Genomic DNA, 14,045 nt, shown 5'->3' with positions numbered 1-14,045 from the left:
CACCGCACTAAGCGGATGCCAGGAAAACATGTTTGATCAACAGCTTGTCGATTTCGGGCAGACAGGTGCCGCAGTTGCTGCCACAGCCGAGCAGGGCCTGCAGCCCCGCCAGCTCGCTCACCCCCTGCCGGGTGATAGCATCGACGATGCGCTGCTCCGAGACCCGCAGGCAGGAGCAGACCAGCCGGCTCTCCCCGGCCAGGGCCTGGCTCAGGGTCTGGCTCAGGGCCCCCGCCTGGAGCGGCGTGCCGAGCAGACTGGCCAGCAGGTCGACCTTGATGTCCGGGCGCCGCCCCCCCACCAGCAAGATGCCCTCGATGCGATCCCCTGCCAGGGCCACGGCCAGCCACCCCTCCTTCATGGGCAGCCTGAACCAGTGCCCCTCGGCCCCCAGCCGTTGCCACAGGCTCTCTGTGCTCTCTGACCAGGAGGCCAGCAGGGTGCAGTTACCCTCGGGCAGGGGGCGCCTGGCCCACCAGTCCACCGGCTCGCGCCACTCACCCCGGCCACACCAGAGCCCTTGCCAGCGGGTGAGCTGCGCCCTGGCCTGCACCCGCCCCTGTTTGAACATCGGCTGGCCGGAAAGGGGATCCACCACGGGGGCGATGAGGCGGTTGACCGCCCCCTGGCTGCACTGGCTGTCGGTCCAGTGCATGGGCAGGAAGGCCTCCCCCTCCCTGAGCCCCTCATCCAGCCCCACCAGCAGCAGCGCCTCCCCAAGCCCGTTGCAAAGGCGCACCAGGTCCCCCTCCTTCACGCCAAGCGCCAGCAGGCTGGCGGCTCCCATTCGTACCCTGGGCCAGGGCTCGGCCTCCTGCAACCGGGGCACGTGGCCGGTGCGGGTCATGGTGTGCCACTGATCCCGCAGGCGGCCACTGTTGAGGAGCAGGGAGACAGCCCCTGCAAGCAGGGGCGTTTCTGGCTGCTCGGGGAAGCGCTGGGCCAGGGGCAGCAGGCGGGCCCGGCCATCCGGGGTGGCAAAGCGCCCATCCTCGAACAGGCGATCTCGTCCACGGGGCCAGTCAGCGTTGACGGGCCAGCGCAGGGGTTCCAACGCCTCGAATTCGGCACGGGTGAGACCCGCCAGCCCGGAGATGTCGAACTGGCGGGATCCGTCGTTCTCAAACCCGGAGAGGGCTGCATGCTCGCAGAAGATCTCGTGCTCGTGCTCATAGGCGAACCCCTCGCCAAAGCCGAGCCGACGGGCGAGCCGGGTCAGGGCCCACCAGTCGGGCCAGGCCTCCCCCGGCAGGGGCAGGAAGGCGCGCTGGCGGCTGATGGTGCGCTCGGAGTTGGTGACGGTCCCGCTCTTCTCTCCCCAGGCGGCGGCAGGCAACAGCAGGTGGGCGAGGCGCGCCGTGTCGGTGTTGGCCGTCACCTCGGAGACCACCAGCAGCTCGCAGCGGCTCAGGGCCTCGCGCACCCGGTTGCCGTCCGGCAGGGAGACCGCCGGGTTGGTGCCGAGCACCCAGAGCGCGCGGATCTCCCCCCGGTGCACCGCCTCGAAGAGCTCGACGGCCTTGTGCCCCGGCCCGCGCACCATGGTCGGGCTTCCCCAGAAGCGCTGTACCCGATCGCACTCGGCCTCGCCAAAGCCCATGTGGGCGGCGAGCTGGGTCGCGAGCCCCCCCACCTCACGCCCTCCCATGGCGTTGGGTTGCCCCGTCATGGAGAAGGGAGCCGCCCCCGGCTTGCCGATGCGACCGCACATCAGGTGGGCGTTGATGATGGCGTTGGCCTTGTCCACCCCCTGGTTGGACTGGTTGATCCCCTGGCAGAACAGGGTGACGGTCTTGGGGGTGCGGGCAAAGAGCTGGTAGAAACCGAGCAGATCGCTGCGGGAGAGGCCGCAGCTGCGGGCCACCTCGTCCAACTGCCAGGCCGGATCGTCCAGCGCCCCCGCCAACGCCTCGAAGCCGCTCACGTGCTGCGCCACATAGGCCTTGTCCCAGCCATCTACATCGAGCAGGTAGCGGCACAGGCCGTTCCAGAGCGTCACGTCGCTGCCGGGTTTGAGTGCCAGATGCAGATCCCCCTGCTCCGCCGTCATGGTGCGGCGGGGATCCAGCACCACCAGCCTGAGCTCGGGGCGCCGCGCCCTGGCCTGCTGCAGGCGGCGAAACAGCACGGGATGGGTCCAGGCGGTGTTGGCACCGGTGAGCACCACCAGATCGGCGAGCTCGAGATCCTCGTAGCAGGCGGGCACCAGATCCTCCCCGAAGGCGCGCTGGTGGGCCACCACCGCCGACGACATGCAGAGCCGGGAGTTGGTGTCCACGTTGGCACTGCCCAGGTACCCCTTCATCAGCTTGTTGGCGACGTAGTAATCCTCGGTGGTCAGCTGGCCCGACAGATAGATGCCGATGGCATCCGGCCCGGACTCGGCCAGGATGGCGGCAAAACGCTCCGCCAGGGTGTCCAGGGCCTCCTCCCAGCCGATGCGCTGCCCCATCCAGCGCGGATAGAGCAGGCGATCGGGAAAGGCCAGGCTCTCCAGCAGGCTGGCTCCCTTGACGCACAGGGCGCCGCCATTGGCCGGATGCTGCTCATCCCCCTGCAACTGCCAGTTGTCGCCCTCCCGGCTCAGCCGGATGCCGCACCCCACTCCGCAATAGGCACAGGTGGTCTTCATTCCCTTGCTCCTTGTCATGTGTCTGACGAGGGGCCCATAAAAAAAGCGTCCGCCCCCCTGCGGGGACGGACGCCTTTGTCCGGATGCCTCATCGTCTTGTATGGGGAGGTGACTGCAAACCCCGCGCCAGGATGCAAGGGGCGCCGCCATTGCGCATCAGGGTGTCGGGCTGCGCCACCACGGTGCAGCCGCCCCCTTGTTGGGCCCGCCTTGCGGGAATCCGCCCCGCACGCTGGGCAAGGGGCCCACCGGGGGTATAATGCGCCGCCACACAGGAGAGAGAGATGAAAGTGTCAGATGAAGGCGCTGCCGGGCAGCACCGGGCAGATGCCCGGGAGAGAGGGGACTATTGCGCCATCGGGTTGGTCAATCCCAAATCCCCGGAGAACGTGGGCGCCGTGATGCGGGCCGCCGGCTGCTACGGGGCGGACGAGGTCTACTACACGGGGCAGCGCTTCGAGCTGGCACGCCGCTTTGTGACCGACACCAAGCAGATGGTGGAGAAGATCCCCCTGCTCGGGGTCGAGGAGCTGCTGGACTTCGTGCCCGAGGGCTGCACCCCTGTGCTGGTGGATTTGATCGAGGGGGCCACGCCCCTGCCGGATTACGTGCACCCCGAGAGAGCCTTCTACATCTTCGGCCCGGAGGATGGCACCCTGGAACCCGCCCGCTTCGCGGCGGTGAAGGAGGTCATCTATGTGCCGACTCAGGGTTGCATGAACCTGGCCGCCTCGGTCAACGTCATCCTCTATGACAGGTTGGCCAAGACGCTCAGAGCCAAAGGCTGAGGCAGGACAAGAGGGGCCCGATGACGGCATCAGGCCCAACAGCTAGGGCTGTGGCTTGTTCGCCCGCACCACCTGTTCCCTGAGAAAGTCCTGGTAGTAGTCGTAGAGCTTGTTCTGCCGATAGATCTCCGCCAGCTTGCCCTGCCTTATCAGTGTGCGCATGCCGGAATCCCAGAGCCCGTGCAACTGCCTGCCCTTCGGGGTATCGGCGAAGATGGGGTAGGTCGGGATCCAGCGCAGGAATACCTGTACCAGCTCGGGGGGAAGGGAGCCTTCGGGGTAGAGGGCGCCGTCGGGCAGGTAGTAACGGTAACGCCCCTTGAGCAGCAATTGCAGCGCCATCTCGTGGCTGTCTATCTCGAACCAGCGCATCGGCTCCGGGATGAACTTGTCAAAGGCCCACCCCCTCAGCCAGCTCCTTGAGGCTGTGCTCCCCTGCCCAGTGCGGCAGCCAGCGCTTTTGCATCACCACGCTCACGTAGTCCGCCGAGTCGGGGTAGTCGGGCTGATGGACCCCGGGCACTTCTCCCCGATAGACCCCCATCACCATGTCCCCCTCCTTTTGCGACACCACCGCCAGTGCCCGTTTGTAAGGCACCATGTGAAGCTTCACCTCGTGCCCCAGGGGTTCATAGATGGCTCGAACCACATCCAGATAGACCCCCTTGCCGTCCCGGTGACAGAAGCCGGGCCAGTCGTCGCAATAGACGTGTATGGTGTCTGCCCGCACGAACGAGGTGATCAGCAGGCAACAGAACAGAAAAAGACGAACCATGAATATCCTCAGTGATATGGCACTCGGCAGATGCTCACCGCCGGACGGCCCGTTCAGGCATACAGATAGCATAGAAAAACAGAGTCCCGGCCGACATTTTCCCCATTTTGCGAGCGGGTCGAGGGTTATTGTCGCCCCACAGCGTATCATGGCAAACAAGATTCATTAGTAGCCCAACTTGAGGGGAGATTCTCATGCCAACCATCAAATCCCTGCTCTGCCCCGTCGATTTCTCCGAGATGTCCAGAGCGGTACTCGACTACGCCGTCTTCATGGCCAACACCCACCAGGCCGAGCTCAAACTGGTCCACGTGGTGGATCAGCTGCACGGCTTCGACAGCTACAAGATCCTGCACATGACGGCCATCGAGATCACCCACGAGATGGAACGCCAGGCCAAGAGTCAGCTCAAGGAACTGGTCGCCTGCCTGCCCATTCCGGCCAAGTTCGAGGTCCGTTTTGGCCGCGCCGCCGATGAAATCGTCCTCCAGGCGAAGGAAGACAAGGTGGATCTCGTGGTCATGGGCAGCCATGGCCGCTCCGGCATCACCCACCTGCTGGTGGGCAGCGTGGCGGAATCCGTGGTGCGCCACGCTCCCTGCCCTGTGCTGGTGGTCCGCAAATAATCCCCGCCTGATGCGCCAAGGCCAGCATATGCTGGCCTTTTTGCTGTTCATTGCCATGGGATACTCATCTCAGAACCGGTGCACGAGGGATAACGTGAGGTCGTCGGCAAGGTAGAGCGCCGCCCACCAGTCCTGGTGACGCCCTCGCAGCAGGCTCACGGGCAAGGTCTCAGCCATGGGCATAGATGACGCTCCCTCCCTTGATGGTGTCGATGATGGCCCTGGACTGCTCCCTTGGCAGGGCCGGGCATCCCCAGCTGCGCCCCAGCTTGTCAAACTTCTGCAGATGCCTGGGGCTGGCGTAGTCCGCCCCGTGCACCACGATGGCGCGCTTGCGGGCATTGCTGTTCTTGCCGGGACTGAGGCCGTCGAGACGCAGGGAGTAACCGTGCTTGCCCTGATAGGTCTCGGCGGTGCGGTAGACCCCCAGGGAACTTTGCCGGGAATTCATCTGATTGGAGAACTGGCGGGCGGCCAGCTCCCCCGAATTGCGGCCGTGGCTGACCCAGGTGTGGTAGAGCAGCTTGTGGCGCTTGACGTCGATGACGAACAGCCGGCGCATGGTCGAGGGCTTGCTGTAGTCGATGATGGTGAGAATGGGTTTTCGCTTGTGGCGCACGCTCTGGTAACCGTCCAGGGCCTTGCGAAACACGCGGCTGTCGAGCTTGCCGGCCAGGCCGAGCTGACGATAGAGATCCTGGTCCCTGCTGGCGTGGCTGGCGCCGCTGAAACAGAGCGCCCCCAGCAGCAGTGGCAGGCTCAGCCAGAGGCTGCCCCACCACGCACTCCTATCCTGTCCCTTCATCCTTGAAGTTGCTCCCCTTGCTGTCGCTGGCCTGATGCCCCGGGTGACACCGCATCCTGCTGGATAGTTATATGCAAGCCATTGATTGCGAGCAATAAAAAAGCACAAAAATGCCGACCTGAGTCGGCATTGTCCTGCTTGCTCAGCGTGCCTGGATCAGGCACGGCTGAGATAATCCGCCTGCCCCACCCACTTGTAGCTGGTGAGTTCGGTCAGCCCCATGGGGCCACGGGCGTGAAGCATCTGGGTCGAGACCGCCACCTCGGCCCCGAGGCCAAACTGGCCACCGTCGGTGAAGCGGGTGGAGGCGTTGACATAGACCGCCGCCGAACCGGCCCCGTTGACGAAACGCTCGGCATTGGCGAGGGAGTTGGTCAGGATGGCATCGGAGTGGCCGGCGTTGTGCTCGCGCATATGGGCGAGCGCCTCGTTGACGTCCGCCACCACCTTGACCCCCAGGGTCAGCCCCAGCCACTCGGTGTCGAAATCTTCCGGCCCCGCGTCGCACAGGTTGTCGCTGCCAGCCAGCAGCGCCATGGCATTGGGCGCGCCCACCAGGGTCACCTTGCGCTCGTTCATCAGAGCCACCAGTTGCGGCAGCAAGGTGGCCGCCACCTTCTCGTGTACCAGCAGGGTATCGAGGGCATTGCAGGCGGAGGGGCGCTGCACCTTGGCGTTCTCGATGACCGCCAGGGAACGCGCCAGATCGGCGCTCTCGTCCACGAAGATGTGGCTGATACCGAACCCGCCGATGATGACGGGGATGGAGCTGTTCTCCTTGCACATCTTGTGAAGACCCGCACCGCCGCGGGGGATGATCATGTCCACGTAGCGGTCAAGGCGCAGCAACTCGGCCACCAGCGCCCTGTCCGGATTGTCGATGTACTGCACCGCCGCCTCGGGCAGGCCGGACGCTGCCAGGGCATGCTGGATCACCCGCACCAGCTCCAGGTTGGAGTGGAAGGTCTCGCGACCGCCGCGCAGAATGCTGGCGTTGCCGGTCTTGAGGCAGAGGCTGGCGATGTCGATGGTGACATTGGGGCGCGCCTCGTAGATGACGCCGATGACCCCGATGGGCACCCGGCGACGGGAGAGGCGCAGGCCATTCTCCAGCACCCGGCTGTCGATTTCGGCCCCGACCGGATCGTCCAGGGTGATCACCTTGCGCACATCCGCCACTATGCCGGCGAGGCGCGCCGGGTTGAGCAGCAGGCGATCCAGCATGGCTTCCGTGAGCCCCGCCTCGCGCCCGGCGGCAATGTCTTTCTCGTTGGCCGCCAGGATCTGGGCACTGCGTGCTTCCAGTTCATCGGCGATGGCCGCCAGCGCCCGGTTCTTCTGTGCCGTGCTGACGGTGGCCAGTTGATAGGCGGCTTCACGGGCCGCCTGCCCCATTTTCTCCAGACTCATCACAGTTCCCTTTTGTTCATGCGGTGCCGCCCTGTTCAGAGCAGCACCATGTCATCACGGTGGATGGCTACGGCCCCATAGCCGTAACCCAATACCTGTTCAATCTGATCCGAGTGGACACCCCGCAGCCGATCCAGCTCCAGATGGTCGTAACGGCAAATGCCGCGAGCCAGCTCACTCCCCTTGGGATCCAGGATTCGCACCACGTCGCCACGCACGAAATCTCCCTTCACTGCGACGATGCCCTTGGGCAGCAGGCTGGAGCCCTTCTCCTGCATGGCGGCCACGGCCCCCTGATCCACCTGCACTTCGCCGTGAGGAGGGGGCCCTGCCAGGATCCAGCTCTTGCGCCCTTCCAGGGGGGATGCCAGGGCCGGGAACAGGGTCCCCACCCGCTCCCCGGCGGCGAGGCGGCCGATCACTTCCGGGATCTGGCCGGTGGCAATCACAACGTCCACCCCGGCGCGGCGTGCCACGTCGGCGGCCTGCAACTTGGTGGCCATGCCACCGGTGCCAAGGCCGCTCACGCTGTCACCGGCGAGGGAGCGCAGAGTGTCGTCTATGGTCTGCACCTCTTCGATGAGCTGGGCATCCGGGTTGGTGCGCGGGTCGGCGGTGAAGAGCCCCTTCTGATCCGTGAGCAGGACCAGCAAGTCCGCATCCGCCAGGATGGCCGCACGGGCGGAGAGGTTGTCGTTGTCCCCCACCTTGATCTCGGCGGTGGCCACGGCGTCGTTCTCGTTGATGACGGGGATGATGCGGTGATCGAGCAGGGTGCGCAGGGTGTCGCGGGCATTGAGGTAGCGCTCCCTGTCTTCCAGGTCGGCGCGGGTCAGCAGCATCTGGCCGATGTGCAGCCCGTAGAGGTTGAACAGGTCCTGCCATACCCGGATGAGCTGGGTCTGACCCACCGCCGCCAGCATCTGTTTGTTCGGCAGGGTAGGCGCCAGCGGAGGGTGGCCCAGATGCTCACGACCGGCGGCGATGGCCCCCGACGTGACCAGCACGACACGGTGCCCGTGTCGATGCAAGGCGGCACATTGTCTGACCAGCTCGACCATGTGGGCACGGTTGAGGCGGGCAGATCCCCCGGTGAGCACGCTGGTGCCCAGTTTGACGACTATGGTTCTGTTTTCCATGGGAACGAAGGGTTAGAAAAGTAAGGAATCCCTTTATACCCACGGCCCTCCTGCCCTGCAAGGCAATTAAGCCTCGCCAGGCAGTTGCGGGCTCGGTGACAAAGCATCGGGGTACCCCGCACCGGGAAGATGCGGGGCTTGGGGATCAGGCTGCCGTCACGCTCAGTTCGGCGGTCACCTGCTTCGCGGGGGAGAGGGTGCACTCCAGCTGGGTCAGCTTGCCGCTGATGAGCTTGTAGAAATGTTGCAGGGTGCGTTCCACTTCCGCCTGATGCTTCTTGGGCAGCGCCTTGTCGATCCACTCCCCGTCCGCGTTGTAGAACCCCGTCTGATAGTGGTAGCTGAAGCTGTGATCCGCCTGCTCCAGTACCAGCCACCAGCCCCAGAACTCCCGCTTGTCCGGGGCAGGCTTGGCGCTGACACAGACGGACAGGCAGTCAAAGCGGTAGCGGCCCTCCTCGCACAGGTCTTCACGCAAATAGGGGCCAATGGCCGCGAACTGCCGCAGCAATCGCTTGTAAGTCACTCTTTCTGACATGCTAACCTCCCTGTTGAACAAGCCATACCATCACATGGTGATGTTACATTTTTTGTTTTATATCATGTACATAAGTGCTTTTTGAGCCAGTCTACCGTCTCTTTCAGTGCCTCGTCATAGACCTCGAGCAGTGGCTGCTTGTCAAACACCACCGCCTTGCCGTTGCGACTCGCAGCGGCCAATGCCCGGACATCCTGCTCGGGACAAATAAAATCTTTCTTGTGCCCGATACTCAATATCGGCACGGAAGTGCGACTCCCCAGCAATCCCTGGGTCTTGAGGGAGAAGACCTGACACTTGGTGCGCAGCAGATCCCACTGGGCCGCGTCCGCCCCCAGCCGGTTCGCCAGCCCGTCGCGCATCATGCGCGGGCAGCGGGCGAACATCTCCTGATTGGTGAACACCTGGTTGATGCCGGCACCGATGCAGACCACGGTCCTAAGCTTGAATGGCTCGACGAAGGCGAGACGGGCCGCCACATTGCCGGCGAGGCGGAACCCCACCATGGCGATGCGCTGGTGATCGACCCAGGCCACCTCCGAGAGGTAGTTGAGCACCGCCTGGTGCAGGCGGCTGGTGTCCTGCACCAGGGGCCAGTGCTCGGCATAGCCGGTGCCCGGCATGTCCAGGGAAAGCATCCCGATGCCATGGGGCTCGAGACACTTGAAATAGAAGTTGAGGAAGTCCACCTGAAGCGAATCGATGCCACCGCTGACGATGACCAGGGGCACAGGTTTCTCGGTGGTGGGCAGATGCAGGTAGCCCTGGATGGTCTTGCCCCGAAACGGGACCTGCAACTCCTTGAGGGGCACCTTGAACAGGCGTCCGGCCTCGCGATAGGCCATGTTGCCGAGCAACTGGGCCTGATCCGCCAGCTCGTCGTGCTTGAGGTGGGGGTAGCTTGCGATGGAGTAGTAGCGCACTGCCTTGAGCAGGCTCTTCAGCGCCGCGGCGCGATCCCCTTCCCCCAGCAGCGTCCGCCCCGTATTGAAATAATGGCCGGCGAGCTGGCTCCACTCATAGACCCAGTTGCCGGGCACATAGCCCTTGATGGTGTCCAGATAGCGTTCGTGACTGCGCTCCCCCTGCCCCATGGCGATGTGCGCCAGGGTCTGCTCCACCTCGACGGGATCGGCCCCCTGCCAGGCCCAGGTCGGTCTGCGCAGCAGGCGATACCAGCGGGGCGACAGGGCGCCATCGATGAAGCTGTCAGACAGTGCGCTGTCTTGCTCGTCGACGGGGCTCGAGTTGGAGACTTCGGAAGTTTCCAATACCTTTTTGACCCGGGTAAACAGCTTTTCCGTCAGATTGGTATCGTCGTTTGGTTCCAAAATGGTGGCTCTTCTGTCTCAAACAATGTCCCATCTTAACCACTTTTCACATCGAGCAGCCACACCAGAAACGCATTGAGCCCCAAAAGGGGCTCAATGTGGTCAACCTTGCATCACGACGGATCAGTCCGCTTCCGAATGCCGGGGAGTCACTGGTCGCGACCGGTGGGGCGATTACGCTTCGTCGCAGATCGGCTTGGCGAACTCCAGCGCCATGTCCCAGGGCTGTTCAATCCAGGTATCCTGCGGAATGGCGACTTCGAAGTCATCCACCAGGGGTTCGCCCATGGGCTTGGCGAAGATGGTGATGAATTTGGCTCTGGGGTAGAGCTCGCGGATCGCCTTGGCGGTGCCGCCGGTGTCAACCAGATCGTCCACCACCAGCCAGCCTTCGCCGTCACCTGCGGTGGTGGCAGCCTTCACCACCACCAGCTCGCGCTGGTTGTCGTGGTCATAGCTGGAGATGCAGAGGGTTTCGACATTGCGAATGCCAAGTTCGCGGGCCATCAGGGCCGCAGGCACCAGACCACCGCGACTGACGGCGATGATCCCTTTCCACTGGCTGACAGGCAGTTGACGACGGGCCAGACGGCGCGCTTCGCGTTGCAGGTTATCCCACGATACATAAAATTTCTTAGGCATAGTAATTGGCTCAACGACTTACAGTTAAAACAAAGGGTTAGCGCGCAACATCACGCGGTATCACGCATTCCGTGCGGAGCTCTGTCGCCACTTTGCCGCCATTTTTCACCTATGAGTGAGGGCTGATCAGAGGGTTTAATCTGACCGCGTCATCCAAATGTTCGGGGGCAAAATGGGCGTACCTCATGGTCATGGTGATGGTGCTGTGACCGAGGATTCGCTGTAGGACAAGGATATTACCACCATTCATCATAAAATGGCTGGCAAACGTATGTCTGAGCACATGAGAAAGTTGTCCCTCCGGCAGGTTCACCCCGGATTTTTGCGCGGCATACTCAAATGCGTCATAGCAGGGAGGGAACAACCTGCCTTCATGGATGCCGCGTTTGGGGATCAGTTCATAGAGCTCTGGCGAGATGGGGACCGAGCGATTGCGCTTGCTCTTGGTCTGGGTGAACGTCAGCCGATACTTGCTCACCTGGGCGCTGGTCAGCCCCTGCACCTCAGACCAACGCGCCCCGGTGGCCAGACAGAGTTTGACCACCGTGGTCAACGCCGGCACCCGGGAGGTCGCGCAACTGGCCAGCAGCATGTCGATTTGCGCTGCCGTGAGGTAGGTCATCTCCGATTCATGGGTTTTGACCTGGCGCAAGCCAGTCAATGGGTGGGGGTTCACCCACTCCCCCAATCGGATCAGCTCCCCAAACACCGCATTCAGCAAGCGCTGTTCGTCGTTCACCGTTTTGGGCCCAGCGGCCCGGTCACGGCAGCGGCCAGGGAAGATGATGGCCCCGGTGAGTCGCCCTTCCCGGTACGTGGCGAAATGCACCTTGTTGAGATCGACCGCGTAAGGGTTGCCCATCGCCTCGGCCATCAAGTCGAGTTTGCGCTTGACCTGTTCGCCAGAGACCAGAGTCTGCCCATGCAAACGGAACCAGAGGTCGATGACGTCGGACAAGCGCCGCTTGTCTTCGGTCACCTTGTTGGCGGTGAGCCAGGGGTTGCTGTTGCTCTCTTCCAGCAACCACTTTTCCCAAGCCAGCGCCTCGCCCTTGGTGGCGAAGCGCTTGCGCTTGCGGGGGCCTTCACGGCCTTGGGGATAGACTTCGGCAAGCCAGAGCTTGGGCTTGCCGTCGTCGAGCTTGCGGACGGTCATTTCAAGTCACCAACCCCACACCAAGGCTCACTACTTGACCTATCAGCACCCTGGCCGTTTCCCCCATGCCACTCTTGGCAGCTTCCTGCATCCGCTCACCAAGAGATTCTTGCAGGCTATCGGGGGTGGCCTTTAGCACCTCAAGCCCCTTGGCTGTCAGTACCGCATCGGCAATGCCGTCGTCTGCCTTTGGCTCACCGTGGAGATACCCCGTCTCAACCAGCCAATGCATACACTCAAACGCAAACTGTTTGCGCTCAAAGTAGGGATCTCTAGAGTCCAATTCAGCTTCTTCGCGCGATGAAAGAGCTTCGGCTATCTGGCCGTCATCGGTTAGCATGAACTTGCTGGCTACCAAGGCCTTGCGCACTGGAAAGCGAGCGTAAAGCTCGGCCAATACCAGCACCACCGTGCGATCGAACCGTTCAATATTGGAGATCATATGAAGCCTTCATTAGGAGAGTCATTGTCGGAACATCAACGCCGCTATGAACTGACTGACATCATGCGCCGCAATATCGTGTCGCAGCTCAACGGATCCTTGGACGCCGTGCGTGCCCGCGCCTTTTGGCGCACTCACCTTCCAAACCTCGCCGAACCGGAAGGGGCCGAAGCACTGGCCGAAGCGCTGGCCGGTGCACTGGATGAGGTGCGCCGAAAAATCACCCCTGCCATCGTGCGCTGATGCGCTCATTGAGTCTCGGTATACGACTCGGGCAGTTCGCCGGTCTCGACTAGCAGTCGGATTTGCTCGTGGCGCACCAATGGCACTCCGAGCTCATTGGCCTTTTTCATCTTCGACCAGCCAGCATTGTCACCGCAGCAGAGGAAATCGAGTGACGCCGATACGCTGGTAACGACCTTCATCCCAGCCGCCTCAGCCAGCTCGGTTAACTCGGCTTTGTCGGCCTTGGCGAACCCGGTGAAGCAGACCTTGAAGGAGTAGTCTTTCGGGGGCAACTTGCGACCGTGATAGCCAGGGTCAGATTTGATTTGCAGGATCCGGTCAGCATAAAGCGTCTCGGCCTTCTCAAATGCTTGAACGGCCTCTTCATGTGTATCGAACACATCGATCACTCGGTCGGTACGCAGAGAGATAAAGGTCGGGAACTCACCGGATAATGGTTCAATGTCTGCGGCAATAGTGACCTGATGACCGTAGGCAAGATTGCGATCTTGATTGATATGGTAAACCGCCACTCTCTTGGCAGAGAGCACGCCTTTATTGTTCAAATAGAGAATATTGAACACTGGCACTTCTGTGCCCTGATACCGGATTGACTCAGAAGCATGCAGATCAAACACGGTTAGCCTCCTGCTATATCAGAATTTCTTCCCTGCCCATGCCACGCGGCCGACGATATGCACATCGGCCCGCTGGTCCTTGGTCACCACCTGGGTTTCATAGCCAGGATTGTCAGAGATGACCTTGATCCCGCCGAGCACATCGAATTGCAGCCGCTTCACCAGCAGGCTGTCGCCAATGCGCAGCACATAGAGGCCATCGCGCAGGGCATCGCCGTTGCACAGGTTCACCAGGATGATGTCGTTATTGCTGATGGTGGGCTCCATGCTGTCGCCCTTGGCCCGGATAACCGCCAGCCGTTCCGGTGCCAACCCCTCTTTCTTGAGCCAGTCGGTGCGAAACGCCATGGGCTCGGTTTTCAGCTCGTCGGAAACGGTGGCGCCGAACCCGGCCGACGCAAACACCTGGTAGCAGTCGACCAGGGTGTAATCCTGCATCTGGTGGTAAGCAGCGCTGGATTCTGCGAGCCCAGTCACGTCGTCACCCTGAGCTGCACGTGCATAGATGGGGACTTCGGGGTGCTCTGTCGCCTGTTCAGGTTGTTCTCCCAAACCAAGGCAGAGCCAGAGGAACAGCCGCGGTTCGTGCCCGCAGATTTGAGAAACCAGCCCGATGGAGGGCATCGTTTCACCTAGACAATATTTCCTGACAACCGCATCACTCACGCCGACTCTCCGGCCAAATGAACTATAAGTCTCTCGACCTACCAGTTGTTTCATCCTCTTGGCAAAATCTTCCAAATCAAAGGCTGTGCCGTTAAGAATCTCCATAGATTTACACCCCTGATCACAGACTCACACTTTTAGGTTGCGCGATATCGCATCAGCGGATACTCTTACTTAAAATCAGCAGTGCACACCAATTGTCGGAATCGTGAGTGCATTTCTGTCTACAGGT

General features: G+C 62.3%; 14 protein-coding genes and 1 pseudogene. 3 read left to right on the top strand and 12 right to left on the bottom strand.

Features of this window, described 5'->3' with window-relative positions:
* Window positions 1-7: 7 nt before the first annotated feature.
* The gene (locus tag C3F36_RS15635; protein WP_104455406.1) at window positions 8-2,632 is read right to left on the bottom strand and encodes a nitrate reductase; all 2,625 of its coding nucleotides are present in this window, start codon (window positions 2,630-2,632) and stop codon (window positions 8-10) included.
* Window positions 2,633-2,916: 284 nt separating this feature from the next.
* Here C3F36_RS15635 and C3F36_RS15630 point away from each other — a divergent pair, with 284 nt between their 5' ends.
* Window positions 2,917-3,420, top strand: a complete 504-nt coding sequence (locus C3F36_RS15630; protein WP_104455405.1) for an RNA methyltransferase — start codon at window positions 2,917-2,919, stop codon at window positions 3,418-3,420.
* A 42-nt stretch (window positions 3,421-3,462) separates the two neighbouring features.
* On the opposite strand, the pseudogene C3F36_RS15625 reads toward C3F36_RS15630, so the two are convergent.
* Window positions 3,463-4,195: pseudogene (locus C3F36_RS15625) on the bottom strand (hypothetical protein).
* Window positions 4,196-4,389: 194 nt separating this feature from the next.
* Between C3F36_RS15625 and C3F36_RS15620 the strand changes: the two are divergent.
* A complete protein-coding gene (locus C3F36_RS15620; RefSeq protein ID WP_041212463.1) occupies window positions 4,390-4,821 on the top strand; it encodes a universal stress protein in 432 nt (143 codons plus the stop codon).
* Between the two features lie 169 nt (window positions 4,822-4,990).
* Here the strand turns inward: C3F36_RS15620 and C3F36_RS15615 are convergent, their stop codons facing one another.
* The 8 genes from C3F36_RS15615 to C3F36_RS15580 all read right to left on the bottom strand — a co-directional run bounded on the left by C3F36_RS15615 (window position 4,991) and on the right by C3F36_RS15580 (window position 12,284).
* The gene (locus C3F36_RS15615) at window positions 4,991-5,626 is read right to left on the bottom strand and encodes a murein L,D-transpeptidase catalytic domain family protein (RefSeq protein ID WP_104455404.1); all 636 of its coding nucleotides are present in this window, start codon (window positions 5,624-5,626) and stop codon (window positions 4,991-4,993) included.
* Window positions 5,627-5,782: 156 nt separating this feature from the next.
* Window positions 5,783-7,039, bottom strand: a complete 1,257-nt coding sequence (locus C3F36_RS15610) for a glutamate-5-semialdehyde dehydrogenase (RefSeq protein ID WP_262512438.1) — start codon at window positions 7,037-7,039, stop codon at window positions 5,783-5,785.
* Between the two features lie 32 nt (window positions 7,040-7,071).
* Window positions 7,072-8,175, bottom strand: a complete 1,104-nt coding sequence (proB, locus tag C3F36_RS15605; protein ID WP_048207022.1) for a glutamate 5-kinase — start codon at window positions 8,173-8,175, stop codon at window positions 7,072-7,074.
* A gap of 145 nt (window positions 8,176-8,320) precedes the next feature.
* Window positions 8,321-8,713, bottom strand: coding sequence for a sigma factor-binding protein Crl (crl, locus tag C3F36_RS15600; protein WP_039040346.1), 393 nt, complete (start codon window positions 8,711-8,713; stop codon window positions 8,321-8,323).
* 62 nt (window positions 8,714-8,775) lie between these two features.
* Window positions 8,776-10,044, bottom strand: coding sequence for an esterase FrsA (gene frsA / locus C3F36_RS15595; RefSeq protein ID WP_041215706.1), 1,269 nt, complete (start codon window positions 10,042-10,044; stop codon window positions 8,776-8,778).
* A 174-nt stretch (window positions 10,045-10,218) separates the two neighbouring features.
* The gene (gpt, locus tag C3F36_RS15590) at window positions 10,219-10,686 is read right to left on the bottom strand and encodes a xanthine phosphoribosyltransferase (protein WP_039040347.1); all 468 of its coding nucleotides are present in this window, start codon (window positions 10,684-10,686) and stop codon (window positions 10,219-10,221) included.
* A 109-nt stretch (window positions 10,687-10,795) separates the two neighbouring features.
* Window positions 10,796-11,842 (bottom strand): phage integrase, encoded by a 1,047-nt coding sequence (locus tag C3F36_RS15585; RefSeq protein ID WP_104455403.1) that lies wholly within the window; start codon window positions 11,840-11,842, stop codon window positions 10,796-10,798.
* 1 nt (window position 11,843) lies between these two features.
* A complete protein-coding gene (locus C3F36_RS15580; protein ID WP_104455402.1) occupies window positions 11,844-12,284 on the bottom strand; it encodes a hypothetical protein in 441 nt (146 codons plus the stop codon).
* Here C3F36_RS15580 and C3F36_RS15575 point away from each other — a divergent pair, their 5' ends adjacent.
* Window positions 12,285-12,527 (top strand): hypothetical protein, encoded by a 243-nt coding sequence (locus C3F36_RS15575; protein WP_158656130.1) that lies wholly within the window; start codon window positions 12,285-12,287, stop codon window positions 12,525-12,527.
* Between the two features lie 5 nt (window positions 12,528-12,532).
* Here the strand turns inward: C3F36_RS15575 and C3F36_RS15570 are convergent, their stop codons facing one another.
* Window positions 12,533-13,147, bottom strand: coding sequence for a BRCT domain-containing protein (locus tag C3F36_RS15570; protein ID WP_104455400.1), 615 nt, complete (start codon window positions 13,145-13,147; stop codon window positions 12,533-12,535).
* A gap of 18 nt (window positions 13,148-13,165) precedes the next feature.
* A complete protein-coding gene (locus C3F36_RS15565) occupies window positions 13,166-13,624 on the bottom strand; it encodes a S24 family peptidase (RefSeq protein ID WP_233759661.1) in 459 nt (152 codons plus the stop codon).
* Window positions 13,625-14,045 lie beyond the last annotated feature (421 nt).

Source organism: Aeromonas sp. ASNIH2 (assembly GCF_002934795.1).
Lineage (GTDB): Bacteria > Pseudomonadota > Gammaproteobacteria > Enterobacterales > Aeromonadaceae > Aeromonas > Aeromonas caviae.
Note: the sequence above shows the minus strand (reverse complement) of the source record. Positions and strands in the feature narration are given on the sequence as shown.

Bases quoted from the DNA above. Each gene is read 5' to 3' on its own strand.
- C3F36_RS15635 (WP_104455406.1), bottom strand. From the start codon at position 2,632: ATGAAGACCACCTGTGCCTATTGCGGAGTGGGGTGCGGCATCCGGCTG.
- C3F36_RS15630 (WP_104455405.1), top strand. From the start codon at position 2,917: ATGAAAGTGTCAGATGAAGGCGCTGCCGGGCAGCACCGGGCAGATGCC.
- C3F36_RS15620 (WP_041212463.1), top strand. From the start codon at position 4,390: ATGCCAACCATCAAATCCCTGCTCTGCCCCGTCGATTTCTCCGAGATG.
- C3F36_RS15615 (WP_104455404.1), bottom strand. From the start codon at position 5,626: ATGAAGGGACAGGATAGGAGTGCGTGGTGGGGCAGCCTCTGGCTGAGC.
- proB (WP_048207022.1), bottom strand. From the start codon at position 8,175: ATGGAAAACAGAACCATAGTCGTCAAACTGGGCACCAGCGTGCTCACC.
- crl (WP_039040346.1), bottom strand. From the start codon at position 8,713: ATGTCAGAAAGAGTGACTTACAAGCGATTGCTGCGGCAGTTCGCGGCC.
- gpt (WP_039040347.1), bottom strand. From the start codon at position 10,686: ATGCCTAAGAAATTTTATGTATCGTGGGATAACCTGCAACGCGAAGCG.
- C3F36_RS15585 (WP_104455403.1), bottom strand. From the start codon at position 11,842: ATGACCGTCCGCAAGCTCGACGACGGCAAGCCCAAGCTCTGGCTTGCC.
- C3F36_RS15580 (WP_104455402.1), bottom strand. From the start codon at position 12,284: ATGATCTCCAATATTGAACGGTTCGATCGCACGGTGGTGCTGGTATTG.
- C3F36_RS15575 (WP_158656130.1), top strand. From the start codon at position 12,285: ATGAAGCCTTCATTAGGAGAGTCATTGTCGGAACATCAACGCCGCTAT.